We start from the raw sequence: 15,756 nt of genomic DNA, 5'->3' as shown, positions 1-15,756 counted from the left end.
GTGCCTCACTCTTTGTATTAGATTTGAAATAACATAAAGTTCATTGAACGTTGTTTTTCTGTGCTTTATTTTTTTACTAAAGGGTTAAAATTCAATGTGTTTTTAAGAAGATTTGAGAAGCAAAAATCTGTTAATTAAATTTCTTTTGTAATTCATGTATCAAACAACCATGATTCCGGAACAATAAATAAATACAATAATGAAATCATTGAAAATCATTTATTTAATCAGTATCGCGGTAATATTTACTTTCTTTTCATGTAAGAAGACACCCGCTCCCGAAGATGTAAAAGCCGAAGTTCTCACTGCCGAATTTATTTATGAAACAGCTCCGTTTCCACAATGTCATGCTTCTACAATTGTTGAAACGGAAGATGGTTTTCTTGCTTCATGGTTTGGTGGAACCCGCGAAAAAAATCCGGATGTTTGTATTTATACTTCTGCATTAACAGATGGCAGGTGGAGCACTCCTGTACTTGTTGCCGATGGAATAATAAATGATACTTTGCGTTATCCGTGCTGGAATCCGGTTCTTTTTAAAACTGATAACGGAGAAATTGTCCTTTATTACAAGGTCGGTCCGAGCCCACGCGAATGGTGGGGATTATACAAAGTTTCTGCCGATAACGGAAACACCTGGTCGGAAGCGGTTGAGATTCCCGATAATTTGTTAGGGCCAATAAAAAACAAACCAGAAAATCTGTCTGACGGGACTATTCTGTACCCAACAAGTTTTGAGACGAGAGAAAAGTGGAATATTTATGTGGAGACTTCGGATGAGGATCTGGAAAACTGGAAAAAAGTTGATATTGATAATAATGGTTTTAACGCCATTCAGCCAACCATTCTTTTTTATCCGGAAGGAAAAATTCAAATGTTGTGCCGCAGTAAGGAAAAGAAAATTGTTGAAACGTGGTCTTCAGATAATGGAAAAACATGGTCACCGATAGAAGCCACTTCTCTTGTGAATAACAATTCGGGAATTGATGCAGTGACAATAAAAAATGGTCTACACCTGCTTATTTCGAATCCCATTGAAAAAGGCCGCAATAAAATTGATGTAAAAATCTCAGCCGACGGAAAAAATTGGTTCGACCTGATTGTTTTGGAAGATCAGCCGGAAGGTGAATTTAGTTATCCAGCTATTATTGAAGGCAGCGACGGAACAATTCACATTACGTACACTTACAATCGTAAGACAGTAAAATACGTTCACTTGAAACTGATGTAAAATGTACAGAAGGAGGAATTTTATAAAAAAGGGGGTGTTGGCTGCTTTGGGGACCGGTTTGTTTTCAAAAACCGATGCCGGAGACTTCGAAAAGGAACTAAAATCAGGCGATGGTATAGATTACAAAAGGAACATTCCACTTCGCTATGAAGCTGATGTGGTTGTGATTGGAGGTGGAATAGCTGGTGTCTCAGCTGCAGCATCAGCAGCCGTTTCGGGCGCAAAGGTTATTCTAATCGAGCGTTTCGCAAATTTGGGCGGTATGCTTACAACAGGAGGGGTAGCTAATTTTTGTGGTCAAATTGAGGAACAAGGAGAAGTATTTGACCAGATTTTAAAAGATTTAAAACGATACAGTTCTATAGGGGAAGGAGCTCGGGAAACTGTTTTTAATTTCGAGATTCTTTCACTGGTACTACAGGAAATTTTGCTGGAAAGAGGAGTGAAAATTTTGCTTCACACGCATCTTGTAGATGTATTGACAAAAGGAAATGACATTAAAGAATGTATCATTTGCGGAAAATCCGGACTGGAAGCAGTACGCGGGAAAGTATATATAGATTGCTCTGGAGATGCAGATATGGCAAGATATGCAGGAGTCTCTACAATGAAGGGCGATGGAAAAACAGGATACCAATTGCCGATGTCAAAAATGGCCTTTGTGAGGGAAGTGAATGAAGAAGATTCTCTCATTCAGGTACCGGATAACTGGCCAACTCAAATCACCAGCAAGGAAGATTTACCAATGGTTAGTGTTTGGCCCGATGGACCGGGAGGGAAAGCATTGAAAATCAAAATTCCCATGTTTGATTCAACCTCCACCGAAGGAATTACAAATGCGGAGATACAGGCTCGAAGGCGTACAATGGATGTGCTTAGTTATTATCAGAAGATTGAAAATAAAAATTGGAGATTAACCCACAGCGCGCCAATGATTGGGGTTCGGGAAGGATGCCGTGTGGAAGGCGATTATATTTTAACGGTGGACGATTTACGTGCTGGGAAAACATTTGATGACGGAGTTGCCCGCGGTACGTTTTATCTCGACGGGCATGGTCTGACCGATGACAAAAGAACCTACATTCTTCCAAAAGATCAATTAAATGTGCCTCCTTACCAGATTCCAATGCGATGCCTGATCTCAAAAGATGCAGATAATTTATTGGTAGCCGGACGTTGTTTATCGGCTGAACAGCTTGCATTATCTTCGGCGCGGGTATCTACTACCTGCTCCATGATGGGGCAGGCAACAGGTATTGCTGCCGGGATGGCTGTTCTGAAGAATACAAAGGTCAGAAAACTGGACTATAAAGAAATTCAGAAAGAAGTATTGGGCCGGGGAGCTCAGCTCGATGTGTCAAAACAAATTTATCGCGTTCATGGATAGTGCCAATGAATATGAAACATCAGGAACCGAAATATAATTACTTTATTTTACCGGTCATTCTTTTAACCTTGCTTCTTGGTTCATGTGGACAGGAGGAAAAAGGAAAAGAAATTGTTGATCTGAAATGTGAATACCTGGTCAATCCTTTGGGAATTGATGTGGTGCATCCACGGCTATCATGGAGAATGGAAAGTACGGAGAATGGCGCAGGCCAAACAGCTTACCGAATACTGGCCGCAACAAATATGGATCTCCTGAAAAACGAAACTCCGGATCTTTGGGATTCCGGTAAGATAGAAAGCAGTCAATCCATTCAGGTGGAATATAATGGGAAACCTCTGAACTCAGGAATGAAAGTTTTCTGGAAAGTGCAGGTTTGGGATGAAAAAGGAAAAAAGTTAAACTGGAGTCAGTCAGCGTATTGGGAGATGGGACTTTTAAATAAAGAGGATTGGCAAAGTCACTGGATTGGTGCTCCGGATTTACTATCAAAAGAGGAATGGAAGTTACCTTCACCGTTGTTTCGCAAAAAGATTCAGATTCAAAAGAAGATAAAAAGGGCACGCGTCTACATCTCGGGTCTTGGTTATTACGAATTATACATTAATGGCAAAAAAGTGGGCAACCATGTGCTTTCGCCCAATCAAACGAATTACGATCGCCGTGATTTGCAAAAATGGGATGAGCCAAGAGTTGGGAACATGACAACCACCGTTTTGTATGAAACTTATGATATTACGCCAAACCTGCAACAGGGTGAAAACGCGTTAGGCGTTATGCTCGGAAATGGTTGGTATATTCAGGCGGATCGGCCAAAAGACAATTGGTTATGGTATGATACTCCAAGGTTGCTTGCTCAGTTTGAAGTTGAATACACAGACGGTTCAAAACAAATAATAGCAACTGATGAAAGCTGGAAGACCTCTTTAAGCCCGATTTGCTATAACGGGTTACACAGTGGTGAAATTTATGACGCAAGAATGGAACAGCCGGGGTGGGATGCTCCGGAATTTGACGATACAAACTGGGGAAGTGCATCAATTGTGCGTTCCCCTACAGGTATGATAAAAGCGCAAATGTCACCTTCTGACCGCGTGACTGAAACCATCAAACCTGTTTCGGTTGTTGAGATTGAAAAGGGTATCTACCGTTTCGATTTAGGAAAAATGATTTCAGGGTGGGCTCGATTAAAATTATTAGGTGCCAAAGGAACAGAGGTTAAGCTTCGTTTTGTTGAGGAGCTCGGCCCGACGTATGCACAGACTGATACCTATATTTTAAAAGGTGAAGGAACCGAAATCTGGGAGCCTCGTTTTACCTGGCATGCTTTCAGATATGTGGAAGTGAGCGGCTTCCCTGAAAAGCTTACTGTTGATAATCTGGAAGGCAGAGTCGTACATACCGATGTACAAAAAACAGGAAGTTTTGAAAGTTCGGAACCCTTATTGAATCAAATTCTAAAAAATTATCAGTCGACACAATTGGGAAATATGCACGGAGGTATTCCCAGTGACTGTCCGCATCGTGAGCGTCGTGGATATACAGGTGATGGACAGATTTCAGCAAAGGCGGCAATTTATAATTTTGATATGGCCTCTTTTTACACCAAGTGGTTAAATGACATAAGAGACGCGCAAAATCACAAAACCGGTTACGTTCCCAATACCACGCCTTATCAGGATGGAGGTGGCGGAACTGCCTGGGGGGCTGCTTACATCATTATTCCCTGGTACATGTATCAGTTTTACGCCGATGTGCGCATTCTGGAACAACATTACGAGGGAATGAAACATTGGATTGAATACATGAAAAATTCCCTTGATAAAAATGGAATTCTTGCCAATCAAGGGTTAGGAGAGTGGGTTCCGCCGGAAGCCGTTGAGGTTCCGCCTGATTTTGTAAATACCTGTTATTATTTTCATTGTTGCCGGTTGATGGAGAAAGTAGCTAATGTACTTCAGAAAGAAAACGATAAAGAATATTATTCGCAGTTAGCTACAAATGCTCGTTACGTAATCAATTCAACCTGGTTCAATGGTGAAAGCTCAAATTACTCAATTGGGAGACAGGGAGCTAATATTTTTCCGCTGGGTTTTGGGATTACTTCAGAAAATAAGGTGGAGGCAGTTTTTAAAAATCTCATCGGGAATGTTTTAAAGAATAAGGTTCATTTTGATACTGGAATATTGGCAACGCCATTACTGTTAGATGTTTTAACACAGGGAGGAAGGTCCGATCTTGCACACACTATAATGACACAACGCGACTTTCCATCGTTTGGCTATATGATTGAAAACGGAGCCACTACCCTTTGGGAAACCTGGCAGGGAGATGCATCCCACAGTCACCCCATGTTTGGCAGTGTTTGTGAATGGTTGTTCCAATCGCTGGGAGGCATTTCTCCCGATGAGGAATTTCCTGGGTTTAAACACAGCATCATCCGGCCTTATCCGGTTAAGAGTTTGCAATTTGTAAATGCTTCTTATCCTTCGCTTTATGGTAATATTACTTCGAAGTGGGAATGGAAAGGTAACGATTATTTTTTCGATGTAACAGTTCCCGCAAACACGTGGGCAACTGTTTATGTGCCGGCTGAGAGTATGGAAGCAGTTACCGAGGGAGGTAAATCAATTTTAAAAAATCCGTTTATTCAGTTTGTGAAAATGGAGAAACAAAATGCTGTTTTTGAAGTACAATCCGGGAAATACAATTTTGTATCAAAAGATGCCAAAAAGATGATGAAAGAACCCATTCTTCCGGCACCCGTAATTGCGCCAAGAGATACTTTGGCTTCAGTCGGCGACTCGGTGAAAGTTAATATTTCGTCGGGTATTGACGATGCAAATATTTTTTATACACTTGACGGTTCTGAGCCAGACACCACCTCAATGCTTTTTATTCATCCATTTTACTTGCAGCAACCGGCTGAAGTAAAAGCAAAGTCTTTTAAAAATGGATATATAAGTAGTTTTGCAAAAAGCAATAAGGTCAGTTTTATGAATCCTGAGGTGAACGGGGTGACTTACCAGTATTACGAAGGCGTCTGGACGGAGCTACCCGATTTTTCAAAATTGAAAAGTGATAAAACTGGTATTGTTTATGCATTTGGTCTGGACAAAATAAACCCGCAAAAAGATGAATTTGCGTTGCGTTTTACCGGAAAACTAAAGATAGAAAGAGCAGGGGAATATGAATTTTATATTCACTCGAATGATGGAAGTTGCCTGTACATAGATAAAAAACAGGTAGTGAATCATAATGGTTTACATGGAGCTGAATTGGAAAAGAGTAATAAAATAAGGCTGGAAGCGGGTTTACACAACATTCAACTGGATTATTTTCAGGCCGGCGGTGGTTTGTTTTTACAGCTGGAATATGCTGGCCCGGGGATAAAAAAACAGGATGTACCGGCTATAGTTTTATTTCAGAAATAACAATAAAAAGTATATTGTCTAAAATTCACCTTTTGTAGCTCAATTATTATGTTCGTTTTAGTTTAAATACTTATTTTTGGTTTCAAATCCAAACAAATAACCCATTAATGAAAAAAACTTCACTGAACGATATCGCACAACAACTCGGAGTTTCAAAAACATTGGTTTCTCTGGTGCTGAATGGAAAGGGAAAAGAACACCGCATTAGTGAAGACATTCAAAAAAAAGTAAAAAAGCTGGCAAAGGAGCTAAATTACCGACCAAACCAAATTGCTAAAGGTTTACGAACTGGAAAAACAAACACAATAGGACTAATTATTGCCGATATGGCTAATCCTTTTTTTGGTAAACTCGGACGCGAAATTGAAAAAGAAGCATCTCTTCACGGTTATCGTGTAATGTTTTGTAGTTCAGATGAAAAGGCTGAAAATTCTCAGAAGCAAATAGAAATGCTTCAGCAGGGGCAGGTGGATGGAATTATAATTTCTCCACCAGAAGGAAGTGAAGAGCAAATTTTATCACTTGAGGCTAGTAAAACTCCTTATGTACTTGTTGACAGATATTTTGCAGATATTGACTCCAATTATGTGGTTGTGGATAATTTTCAGGCCGCTTATGAAGGAACGAAGCATATGATAAATAATGACATTAGAAAGATTGCATGTGTTACAACAAGTGCCCGTTTGGTTAATATGATTCAGCGACTGGAAGGGTACAAAAAAGCTCTTACTGATTCAAATATCCCGGTATTGGAAGAGCGAATAAAAGTAATGCCTTTTTCACACGAAAAAAACGATGTGTTTTATGCGATAAAAGAATTATTGTCGGCTAAAGATAGAGTTGAAGCAATTCTTTTCACTACAAGTAAAATAGGAGTAATGGGATTGGAAAGTATTCATTCGTTGGGGATGCAGGTTCCGAGCGACGTCAGAGTGGTGAGTTTTGACGACCCGGATGCTTATAAAATTAGTTTTCCTCCAATTTCTGCAATTGCGCAACCTTTAAAAGAAATAGGTAGGGAGTCAGTTAAGATCTTGTTGGAGAATATTAAAAATAAAGAGCATAAAAAGCAAAAAGTAATATTAAATACGCGATTTATTGAAAGAAAATCAAGCAGTAAATAATTTTTTTTATATTTTAGCTAAACCGATTTAACTAAGAAGATTTAAAGAATGGATAAAAATATAGACGAATACTACATAGGCCTGGACATAGGAGGTACAAAATGCGCAATCGTAATTGGAGATAAGCACTTCAATATTCTTAAGAAGATTAGATTTGATACAAAAACAGAAAGAGGTTACACTGACATATTAGATGAATTCCACTACCAAATAGACAAGTTATTTGCAGAATATCCCAAAGAAAATCTAAGACGTATCGGTATAAGCTGCGGAGGCCCCTTGGATTCAAAGGAAGGGGTGATTTATTCTCCGCCAAATTTGCCGGGATGGGATAGTGTACCGATAGTTGAAATTTTTAATAAAAAATACGGTGTGCCTGTTGCTCTTCAGAACGATGCAAATGCCTGTGCGCTGGCAGAATGGCTGATGGGCGCAGGAAAAGGAACTCAAAATATGGTTTTTCTGACCTTTGGAACAGGAATGGGATCCGGACTGATTTTGAATGGTCGGCTTTATACCGGAACCAACGATTTAGGAGGAGAAGTAGGTCATATCCGTTTGGCCGATGAAGGACCGGTTGGTTTTGGAAAAGCCGGTTCGTTTGAAGGTTTTTGTAGTGGGGGAGGAATTGCCCAGTTGGCAAATTCCGTTGTAACTGATAAATTAAGGAAAGGTGAGACTGTTGATTTTTGTCCGAATATTGAAATGGCGGCAGAGCTCACAGCAAAAGATGTAGCTATGGCTGCAAAAATCGATGATCCGGTAGCAAAAGAAATTATCCGCATTTCAGCAGAATATCTTGGTCGGGGTTTGGCTGTTCTTATTGATATAATTAATCCCCAATGTATTGTAATTGGAAGTATTTATGCTCGTAATGAAATGTTGTTTAAACCACATGTTGACAGAATTCTTAAAGAGGAAGCTATTCCCGCTGCAATTGAAGTTTGCAAGATAAAACCAGCACTTCTTGGAGAATCAATCGGTGATTTTGCTGCACTTGGCGTGGCTATTTATGAAAATGAATTTTGATATATACAGTAACAATGAAAGAAAATAGTATTTTGCAGCAATTGCTAAAACGATATAGCAATCTTGCTCCATTGGAAAAATCTATAATAGAAGCAGTAGAAATAATAATAGATTCATACAAAAATGGGGGGAAAGTGTTGGTTTGTGGAAATGGCGGAAGCTGTTCTGATGCAGACCATATCGTAGGAGAGTTAATGAAAAGTTTTGAAGGACATCGTCCTTTGGATTCAGAAATCCAGAAAAGATTAAGCACGCTCTCGCCGGAAAGAGGAAAAGAACTTGCATTGAAATTACAGCAAGGGCTGCCTGCAGTATCACTTACGGTTCATAATGCCTTAATTACTGCGGTTGCAAACGACATAAACGGAGACCTGATTTTTGCCCAACAAATTACCGGATTAGGAAACGAAGGCGATATTCTGATTGGACTGAGTACTTCGGGAAATTCACAAAATGTGGTCGATGCATTTCTGGTAGCTAAAGCAAAGGGGTTAAAAACCATCGGCTTTACAGGTGATACCGGTGGAAAATTGAAAGAATTGAGCGATGTTTTATTAAATGTTCCGGAAAGACGAACTGCGTATGTGCAGGAATTACACTTGCCTGTTTACCATGCAATATGTATGATGATTGAAGATAAGGTCTTTAACTTGGATTAAGCGAACAAGAATTAGCGAATCAATAAAACTACCATTATCATGAAAAAGTCAAAAACCTCTTCCGGTTCTTCTTTTTCGAGAAGAGATTTTCTAACCCGGACAGTAGCGGGAACAGCTATGATTGCTTTCGCTCCTGTCAATGCAATTTATGCAACAAACAGCGATGGGAAAATTTCGTGGCCAGCAGAAGCATCAAATTATCGTTTTCATATGATAGGTCATGCTCATATCGATCCTGTATGGTTGTGGCCCTGGGCAGAGGGAATGTCAGTTGTTCACAGTACGTTTCAATCTGCGTTGGACAGGATGAATGAAACACCTGATTTCGCTTTTGTCGCAAGTTCAGCGCAGTTTTACCAGTGGGTGGCTGAAAATGATCCTCAGATGCTAATAGAGATTAAAAAACGCGTAGAAGAGGGTCGATGGAATATTGTTGGAGGATGGTGGGTAGAACCCGATGTTAATATTCCCAATGGCGAAGCAATGGTAAGGCAGGGACTTTACGGACAGAAAACCTTTGAACGTTTATTGGGACGAAAAGCTAAGATTGCTTTTAACCCCGATTCGTTTGGACACGCCGGAACATTACCGCAAATTTTGAATCTGCAGGGAATGAAACATTATGTTTTTATGCGTCCTGGGCCGCATGAAAAGGAAATTCCAGCCGACCTGTTTTGGTGGGAAAGTCCCGACGGTTCAAAAGTACTAACCTATCGTATTCCTATTAGTTATAACGAAACACAACCTGTAAACAGGCGAGTGGAACAGGTGCTGGAACGTTTTCATAATCAGCCGATGAAGAATTTTATGGCATTTTACGGAGCAGGAGATCATGGAGGTGGTGCGACAAAAGAAAATATTAAGTCGATAGAGCAGTTGAAAACTGAAAACGGTGCACCTGAAATACTTTTTAGCACGATGGAGAAGTATTTTGAAGAAATAGATAATAAGAATCTTGAGTTACCGACGGTAAATGAAGATTTACAACACCATGCACAAGGTTGTTATACAGCAGAAATAGAAATTAAAAAAGGAAACCGGCAATCGGAAGCCGCTCTTGTTACTGCAGAAAAATTGGCCGCTGTTGGCTCACAGGCATGGGGAGCAAATTACCCCAAAAGTGAGTTTTCTGTCGCCTGGCAACGTGTACTTTTTCTTCAGTTTCATGATAGTCTCGCCGGAACATCACTACCTGAACACTCGGCAACCGCCCGCGAGGGTTATGGTTTTTCCCTAGATACAGCACATCAGGCTACGTATAAGACAATTCAGAAACTGGAGTGGCAAATTCCTGCGGAAGATCCCGAATCAGAGTATATGGTTGTTTTTAATCCGAATACATGGAAAGTAAGGAAAACAGTGGAGTACGATTTTAACTGGAATGACCGTCACAAATCATCAAGAGTAGAAGATGAGCAAGGAAATCCGCTTCCTCACCAGTGGGCCCCGGGAACGACTGAAACTGGTAGCCGAAAAAAGCTACTGACAGAAGTGACGTTACCTGCTTTTGGGTATCGTCAGCTTCGGCTTATGGACGCTGATTCACCTTCCATAAAAGATGGTGTAACCGTCAGTAATAATACGGTTGAAAACATATTTTATAAGATCAGTTTTTCTGAAAATGGAGAAATTGGAATTTTGGATAAGAGCACAGGAGATGAAGTTTTTGCCGGCAAACAGAAGGGCTGTAAAGCGATTATTCTAGACGATCCAAGCGATACATGGAGTCACGATGTTAAAGCCTTTTCTGATGAAATCGGAGCCTTTGAAGATGCCAAAGTTAAAGTTATTCAAAATGGTCCGGTAAAAGCCGTTGTAAGGGTGGTTAGTACCTACGGAAATTCAACTTTAACAATCGACTGGTCGCTGTCAAAAACTTCGCGAAATATTGAAGCAGACGTATCGCTTGATTGGCATGAGCACCTCAAAATGCTGAAATTTTCTTTTCCGGTAAATGTGAAGGCCCCCGAGGCAACCTATGAGGTTCCTTACGGACATATTGTCCGCGAAGCAAATGGAGATGAGAATCCTGGTCAGCGATGGATCGACATAACAGGAAAACAAAACGGAAAAACTTACGGACTAACCGTAATGAATGATGCGAAATATGGTTACAGTGTTAACGAAAATGATGCACGAATCTCTGTTGCACGTTCTGCCGTTTTTGCGCATCACCGACCGAAAAAACTGAGCCCGGAAAATGAATACCGGTGGATGGATCAGGGAATTCATACATTCAGAATGTTACTTGTTCCTCATAGTGACTCGTGGAAGGAAAATAATGTTGCAATGACAGCTGAAGAATTTATGGCGCCTCCAATATGTATATATCAGGGAATTCATGGAGGAAAACTGTCGAAGTCAGATTCGTTTCTCAAAGTTGATAAAACAAATATAATTGTTACTTCAATAAAACAAGCTGAAGATAACAGCGATATAATTGTTCGCTGCGTTGAATCATCGGGGATACCAACAACTGCATCAATCGATTTGATTTTTGCAGGGAGTAAATGGAGTGGCAAATTTAGAGCCTGCGAGATTAAGAGTCTCAGACTGAATTCATATTCAGGTAAGGTAAGTGAAGTAAATGTGTTGGAAGAGCTTTGATTTTTCTGAAAAATTTAAATAGACAAAGATGTATAAAATATTTAAAATCAACACTTTTTTAATAGTTGCAAGCCTTGTTGTAACGGGCTGCGTTAAGATGGAATCCAAGGATTATGTGGCTTATGTCGATCCGATGATTGGAACCGATTTTCACGGCCATACTTTTCCCGGGGCAGCTCTGCCCGGAGGATTGGTTCAAATGAGTCCCGATACCGGAACTGAGGACTGGGACTGGTGTTCCGGTTATCATTATTCGGATAATTCATTGATGGGGTTTAGCCATTTGCACCGCAGTGGAATGGGGGCAGGTGATTGGGGAGATGTTTTACTTATGCCAACTACCGGCGAAGTAAAGGTTAATCCCGGAAGTAAAGTAAACCCCGACGAAGGATACCGTTCTCGTTTTTCTCATGAAGAAGAAACTGCTTCGGCTGGTTATTATTCGGTTTTTTTGAAAGATTACGCGGTAAAAGCTGAGTTAACAGTTTCGCCTCGAGCTGGTTTTCATCGTTATACTTTCCCGGAATCAGACGCGTCACATATTATTATTGATGCCGGACATGGTATTCGTGAAAGATACAGGCAAGGTAGCGAAATTGAGATTGTTAGCGACACGGAGATTGTGGGACATCGTGCTTCGCATGGTTTTGTCAAACACAAAAACGTATATTTCTGCGCACGGTTCAGTAAACCCTTTAAAGCATCCGGAACATGGAATGAAGAAAATATAAAACCAGGATCAAAAGAGGACGAAGGAAAATACATCGGTGCTTTTGTTGATTACGAAACTACTGAAAACGAAACCATCGAGGTAAAGATTGGAATTTCTTATACAAGTGTCGAGCAGGCTCGGCTGAATTTAGATACAGAAATACCGGGCTGGAATTTTGATGAAATAAAAGAACAAGCCAGTCAAACATGGAATGTCGCGTTGGGCAAAATTGAAGTTGAGACTCCGGATGGAAATGATGAAACTTACAATCAGAATAAAAAGACAACGTTTTACACTGCACTATACCATTCCTTGCTTTTTCCGGCAACTTTTAGCGATGTGGATGGAAAATATGTTGGTTTGGATGGAAAAGTTCATACCGCGGAAGGCTTTACTTATTTAAGCGATTTTTCGTTGTGGGACACACATCGAGCGGAAATGCCACTGCTTACACTTGTTGAACCACAGAGAAATGTAAATGCAATTCGCACCATGTTGGCTCAGTTCGAACAGGGAGGCTGGCTACCTACACCGCAACAGTTTGGAAATAGCTATACAAACGACATGATCGGCGACCATCCAGTGGCTGCGATTGCAGATGCTTTTCAAAAAGGAATTGCCGATTTTGATGCAGAGGAAGCCTACAAAGCTGTTCGGAAAAATGCAATGGAAACACCTCCTGCCGATCACCGTTCAAGAGGTAGAATAGGCTTGGATTATTATTTGAAAGACGGTTATTTACCGTACAACAAAGTTCGGGAATCGGTTTCAAGAACACTGGAATATGCATACAACGATTGGTGTGTGGCCCAGCTGGCAAAAGCTTTGGGAAAAGAAGATGATTATAAATTTTTTATGCAACGTGCCGCCAATTATAAAAATGTATTGGATCCGGAAACAGGATTGGCTCGCCCAAAAGATAGCGAAGGAAAATGGCTGGATCCATTTAACCCAACTTTTGTCGGGCATGGAGATGAACGCCACTATACAGAAGCAAATGCATGGCAGTATACATGGTTCGTTCCGCACGATGTGCAGGGATTGATTGATTTTGAAGGCGGAAGAGAAAACTTCGAGAGCAAGTTGGATACGCTTTTTACAATGAGTTCCGAAGTACAGGAAACAGTTTCAGATGTAACCGGTTTGATCGGACAGTATGCACACGGAAACGAGCCTAGTCACCACACTTTGTATTTGTATGATTACGCTGGCACTCCATGGAAAACACAGGAGTTAGCCAGAAAAGTAATGGATGAATTGTACCATACAGGCCCGGACGGTTTGTGTGGAAACGAGGATATGGGACAAATGTCAGCCTGGTATGTGTTAAGCTCGATGGGATTTTATGAAGTTGCCCCCGGTCAGAATTTATATGCAATTGGTAGCCCGGAGTTTGCCAAAGTCGTTATTCATCTTAATGAAAAATATTACAAAGCTCCTGAGTTTACAATAGAAACAATCAACAACAGCAAGGACAATAAATATATTCAATCCGCCACATTAAACGGAAATCCTTTAAACAAAACATGGTTTAGCCACAGCGAAATTAAAAACGGCAGTGCGCTGGTATTTGAAATGGGAGTTGAACCAAATAAATCGTGGGGTACGAAACCGGAAGATGCACCTCCTTCAATGACAAAAACGAATTAACATAGAAAACACTTTTAAGAAATGAATAAAGAACAATTACAACAAGTTTTAAAAGAAATAAATGAGGTGAAGATTGCCGTTGTAGGCGATTTTTGTTTGGATGCTTACTGGTTTATTGATGAGTCAAAAAGTGAGATTTCTATTGAAACAGGTCAGAAAACAAGGCCGGTGAAAGAACAACGGTATTCACTGGGAGGTGCAGGAAACGTAACAAACAATCTCACGGCCATGGGCGTAAAAGACGTTCGTGCTTTTGGAGTGCTTGGAAGAGATCCCTATGGAACAGAGATGGTTAAAATTATGCGCGAAAACGGAATTAACCCCGATAATTTATTGATTCAATCAGGAGACTGGTCAACACATGTTTATACAAAACCTTATGTGGGCGATTTTGAAGAAGGACGAATTGATTTTGGTAATTTTAATAGTCTTTCAACAGCAACGGCCAACGAATTAATTCAGAATTTAATAAATACTGTTCCTGAAGTAGATATTATTATTATTAATCAGCAGGTTTTATCGGGAATTCATACAGAGTATTTTAAGTCTGAATTGGTAAAAGTAATTCAGCGTTTTCCTGAAAAAATATTTATTGTTGACAGCCGAAATTATAACGATTATTATGACGGTGCTTATCGGAAAATGAACGATACAGAAGCAGCTCGTTTGTTTGGCCTTGATAAAGATGCAGCAGATGTTGTACTTTATTCAGAAGTGAAAGATGCAGCTGATTATTTATACAAGAAGTTCGGAAAACCAATGTTCATTACTCGTGGCTCACGAGGTTCTGTTGTTGTTGATGAAGGCGGAGTTACCGATATTCAGGGGTTGATGATTATTTCAAAAGTGGATACCGTTGGTGCTGGTGATAGTTATCTGGCTGGCGCTGCGTCGGCTTTGGCAGCTGGTTATTCAATGGAAGAAGCTGCTGAAATTGGCTCTTATGTTGCTGGCGTTACCGTGCAGAAATTATTCCAGACAGGAACGGCTTCACCTGAAGAAATTCTGGAAATTGGAACAGATCCGGATTTTATTTATAATCCGGAATTAGCGGAAGATACGCGTCATGCAAAATACTTCGACAATTCTGAAATAGAAGTTGTAAACGAGTGGGGTAAGGAGTTAAGCATTAGTCATGCAATTTTTGACCACGACGGAACCATCTCAACATTGCGCGAAGGTTGGGAACATATTATGCAGCCAATGATGATGAAAGCTATTCTTGGCACTCATTTTCAGGATGCAGATGAAGCTTTGTATCATAAAGTGCAAATCCGGGTAATCGATTTTATCGACAAAACAACGGGAATACAAACGCTGGTGCAAATGAAAGGCTTGGTTGACTTGGTAAAAGAATTTGGTTTGGTGCCCGAAGAAGAAATTTTAGATGAATTTGGCTACAAAGAAATTTACAATAATGACCTTTTGAAAATGGTTCGAATCCGCGAAGCAAAATTATCAAGAGATGAGCTTTCTTTGGAAGATGTTACGCTGAAAAATGCTGTGCAATTGTTGGAAGCCTTGCATAAAGCCGGTGTTAAAATGTATTTGGCCAGTGGCACAGATGAAGAAGATGTAAAAAATGAAGCTCGCATTTTAGGTTACGACCATTTATTTGAAGGAATTTATGGCGCAGTTGGCGACGTAAATAAAGAAGCCAAAAAAATGGTTCTCGACCGTATTTTGAATGATATTGGCGATTCAAACACCGGTCAGGTTGTTGCGTTTGGCGATGGTCCGGTAGAAATTCGTGAAACCCGCAAAAGAGGAGGAGTTACTGTAGGAATTGCAAGTAATGAATTAAAACGCCACGGTTTAAATGAAAGTAAACGTACACGTTTGATTAAAGCTGGTGCCGACATTGTAATTCCAGATTTTTCCCAACTATCTAAATTATTGCAGTTGTTAAATATCCAAGCGTAG

9 protein-coding genes are annotated in these 15,756 nt (G+C 40.3%); all 9 read left to right on the top strand.

Annotated elements, in window-relative coordinates:
- The first annotated feature begins 199 nt into the window (after window positions 1-199).
- Window positions 200-1,231 carry a sialidase family protein gene (locus K5G00_RS18000; RefSeq protein ID WP_238767577.1) on the top strand — a complete coding sequence of 344 codons (1,032 nt, stop codon included), beginning with the start codon at window positions 200-202 and terminating at the stop codon, window positions 1,229-1,231.
- A 1-nt stretch (window position 1,232) separates the two neighbouring features.
- Window positions 1,233-2,618 (top strand): FAD-dependent oxidoreductase, encoded by a 1,386-nt coding sequence (locus K5G00_RS17995; RefSeq protein WP_238767576.1) that lies wholly within the window; start codon window positions 1,233-1,235, stop codon window positions 2,616-2,618.
- Window positions 2,619-2,629: 11 nt separating this feature from the next.
- The gene (locus tag K5G00_RS17990; protein ID WP_238767575.1) at window positions 2,630-6,052 is read left to right on the top strand and encodes a family 78 glycoside hydrolase catalytic domain; all 3,423 of its coding nucleotides are present in this window, start codon (window positions 2,630-2,632) and stop codon (window positions 6,050-6,052) included.
- A gap of 107 nt (window positions 6,053-6,159) precedes the next feature.
- A complete protein-coding gene (locus K5G00_RS17985; RefSeq protein ID WP_238767574.1) occupies window positions 6,160-7,176 on the top strand; it encodes a LacI family DNA-binding transcriptional regulator in 1,017 nt (338 codons plus the stop codon).
- 48 nt (window positions 7,177-7,224) lie between these two features.
- Complete coding sequence (locus K5G00_RS17980) at window positions 7,225-8,205, top strand: ROK family protein (RefSeq protein ID WP_238767573.1); 981 nt, start codon at window positions 7,225-7,227, stop codon at window positions 8,203-8,205.
- 14 nt (window positions 8,206-8,219) lie between these two features.
- Entirely contained in the window at window positions 8,220-8,864 is a 645-nt protein-coding gene (locus K5G00_RS17975; protein ID WP_238767572.1) for a D-sedoheptulose-7-phosphate isomerase, read from the top strand.
- Window positions 8,865-8,903: 39 nt separating this feature from the next.
- A complete protein-coding gene (locus K5G00_RS17970) occupies window positions 8,904-11,471 on the top strand; it encodes an alpha-mannosidase (RefSeq protein ID WP_238767571.1) in 2,568 nt (855 codons plus the stop codon).
- 28 nt (window positions 11,472-11,499) lie between these two features.
- Window positions 11,500-13,833: a GH92 family glycosyl hydrolase gene (locus K5G00_RS17965; protein WP_238767570.1), complete on the top strand. Its 2,334-nt coding sequence runs from the start codon at window positions 11,500-11,502 to the stop codon at window positions 13,831-13,833.
- 21 nt (window positions 13,834-13,854) lie between these two features.
- Window positions 13,855-15,756, top strand: coding sequence for a PfkB family carbohydrate kinase (locus tag K5G00_RS17960; RefSeq protein WP_238767569.1), 1,902 nt, complete (start codon window positions 13,855-13,857; stop codon window positions 15,754-15,756).

It is taken from the genome of Maribellus maritimus (genome assembly GCF_022267315.1).
GTDB lineage: Bacteria > Bacteroidota > Bacteroidia > Bacteroidales > Prolixibacteraceae > Draconibacterium > Draconibacterium maritimum.
Note: the sequence above shows the minus strand (reverse complement) of the source record. Positions and strands in the feature narration are given on the sequence as shown.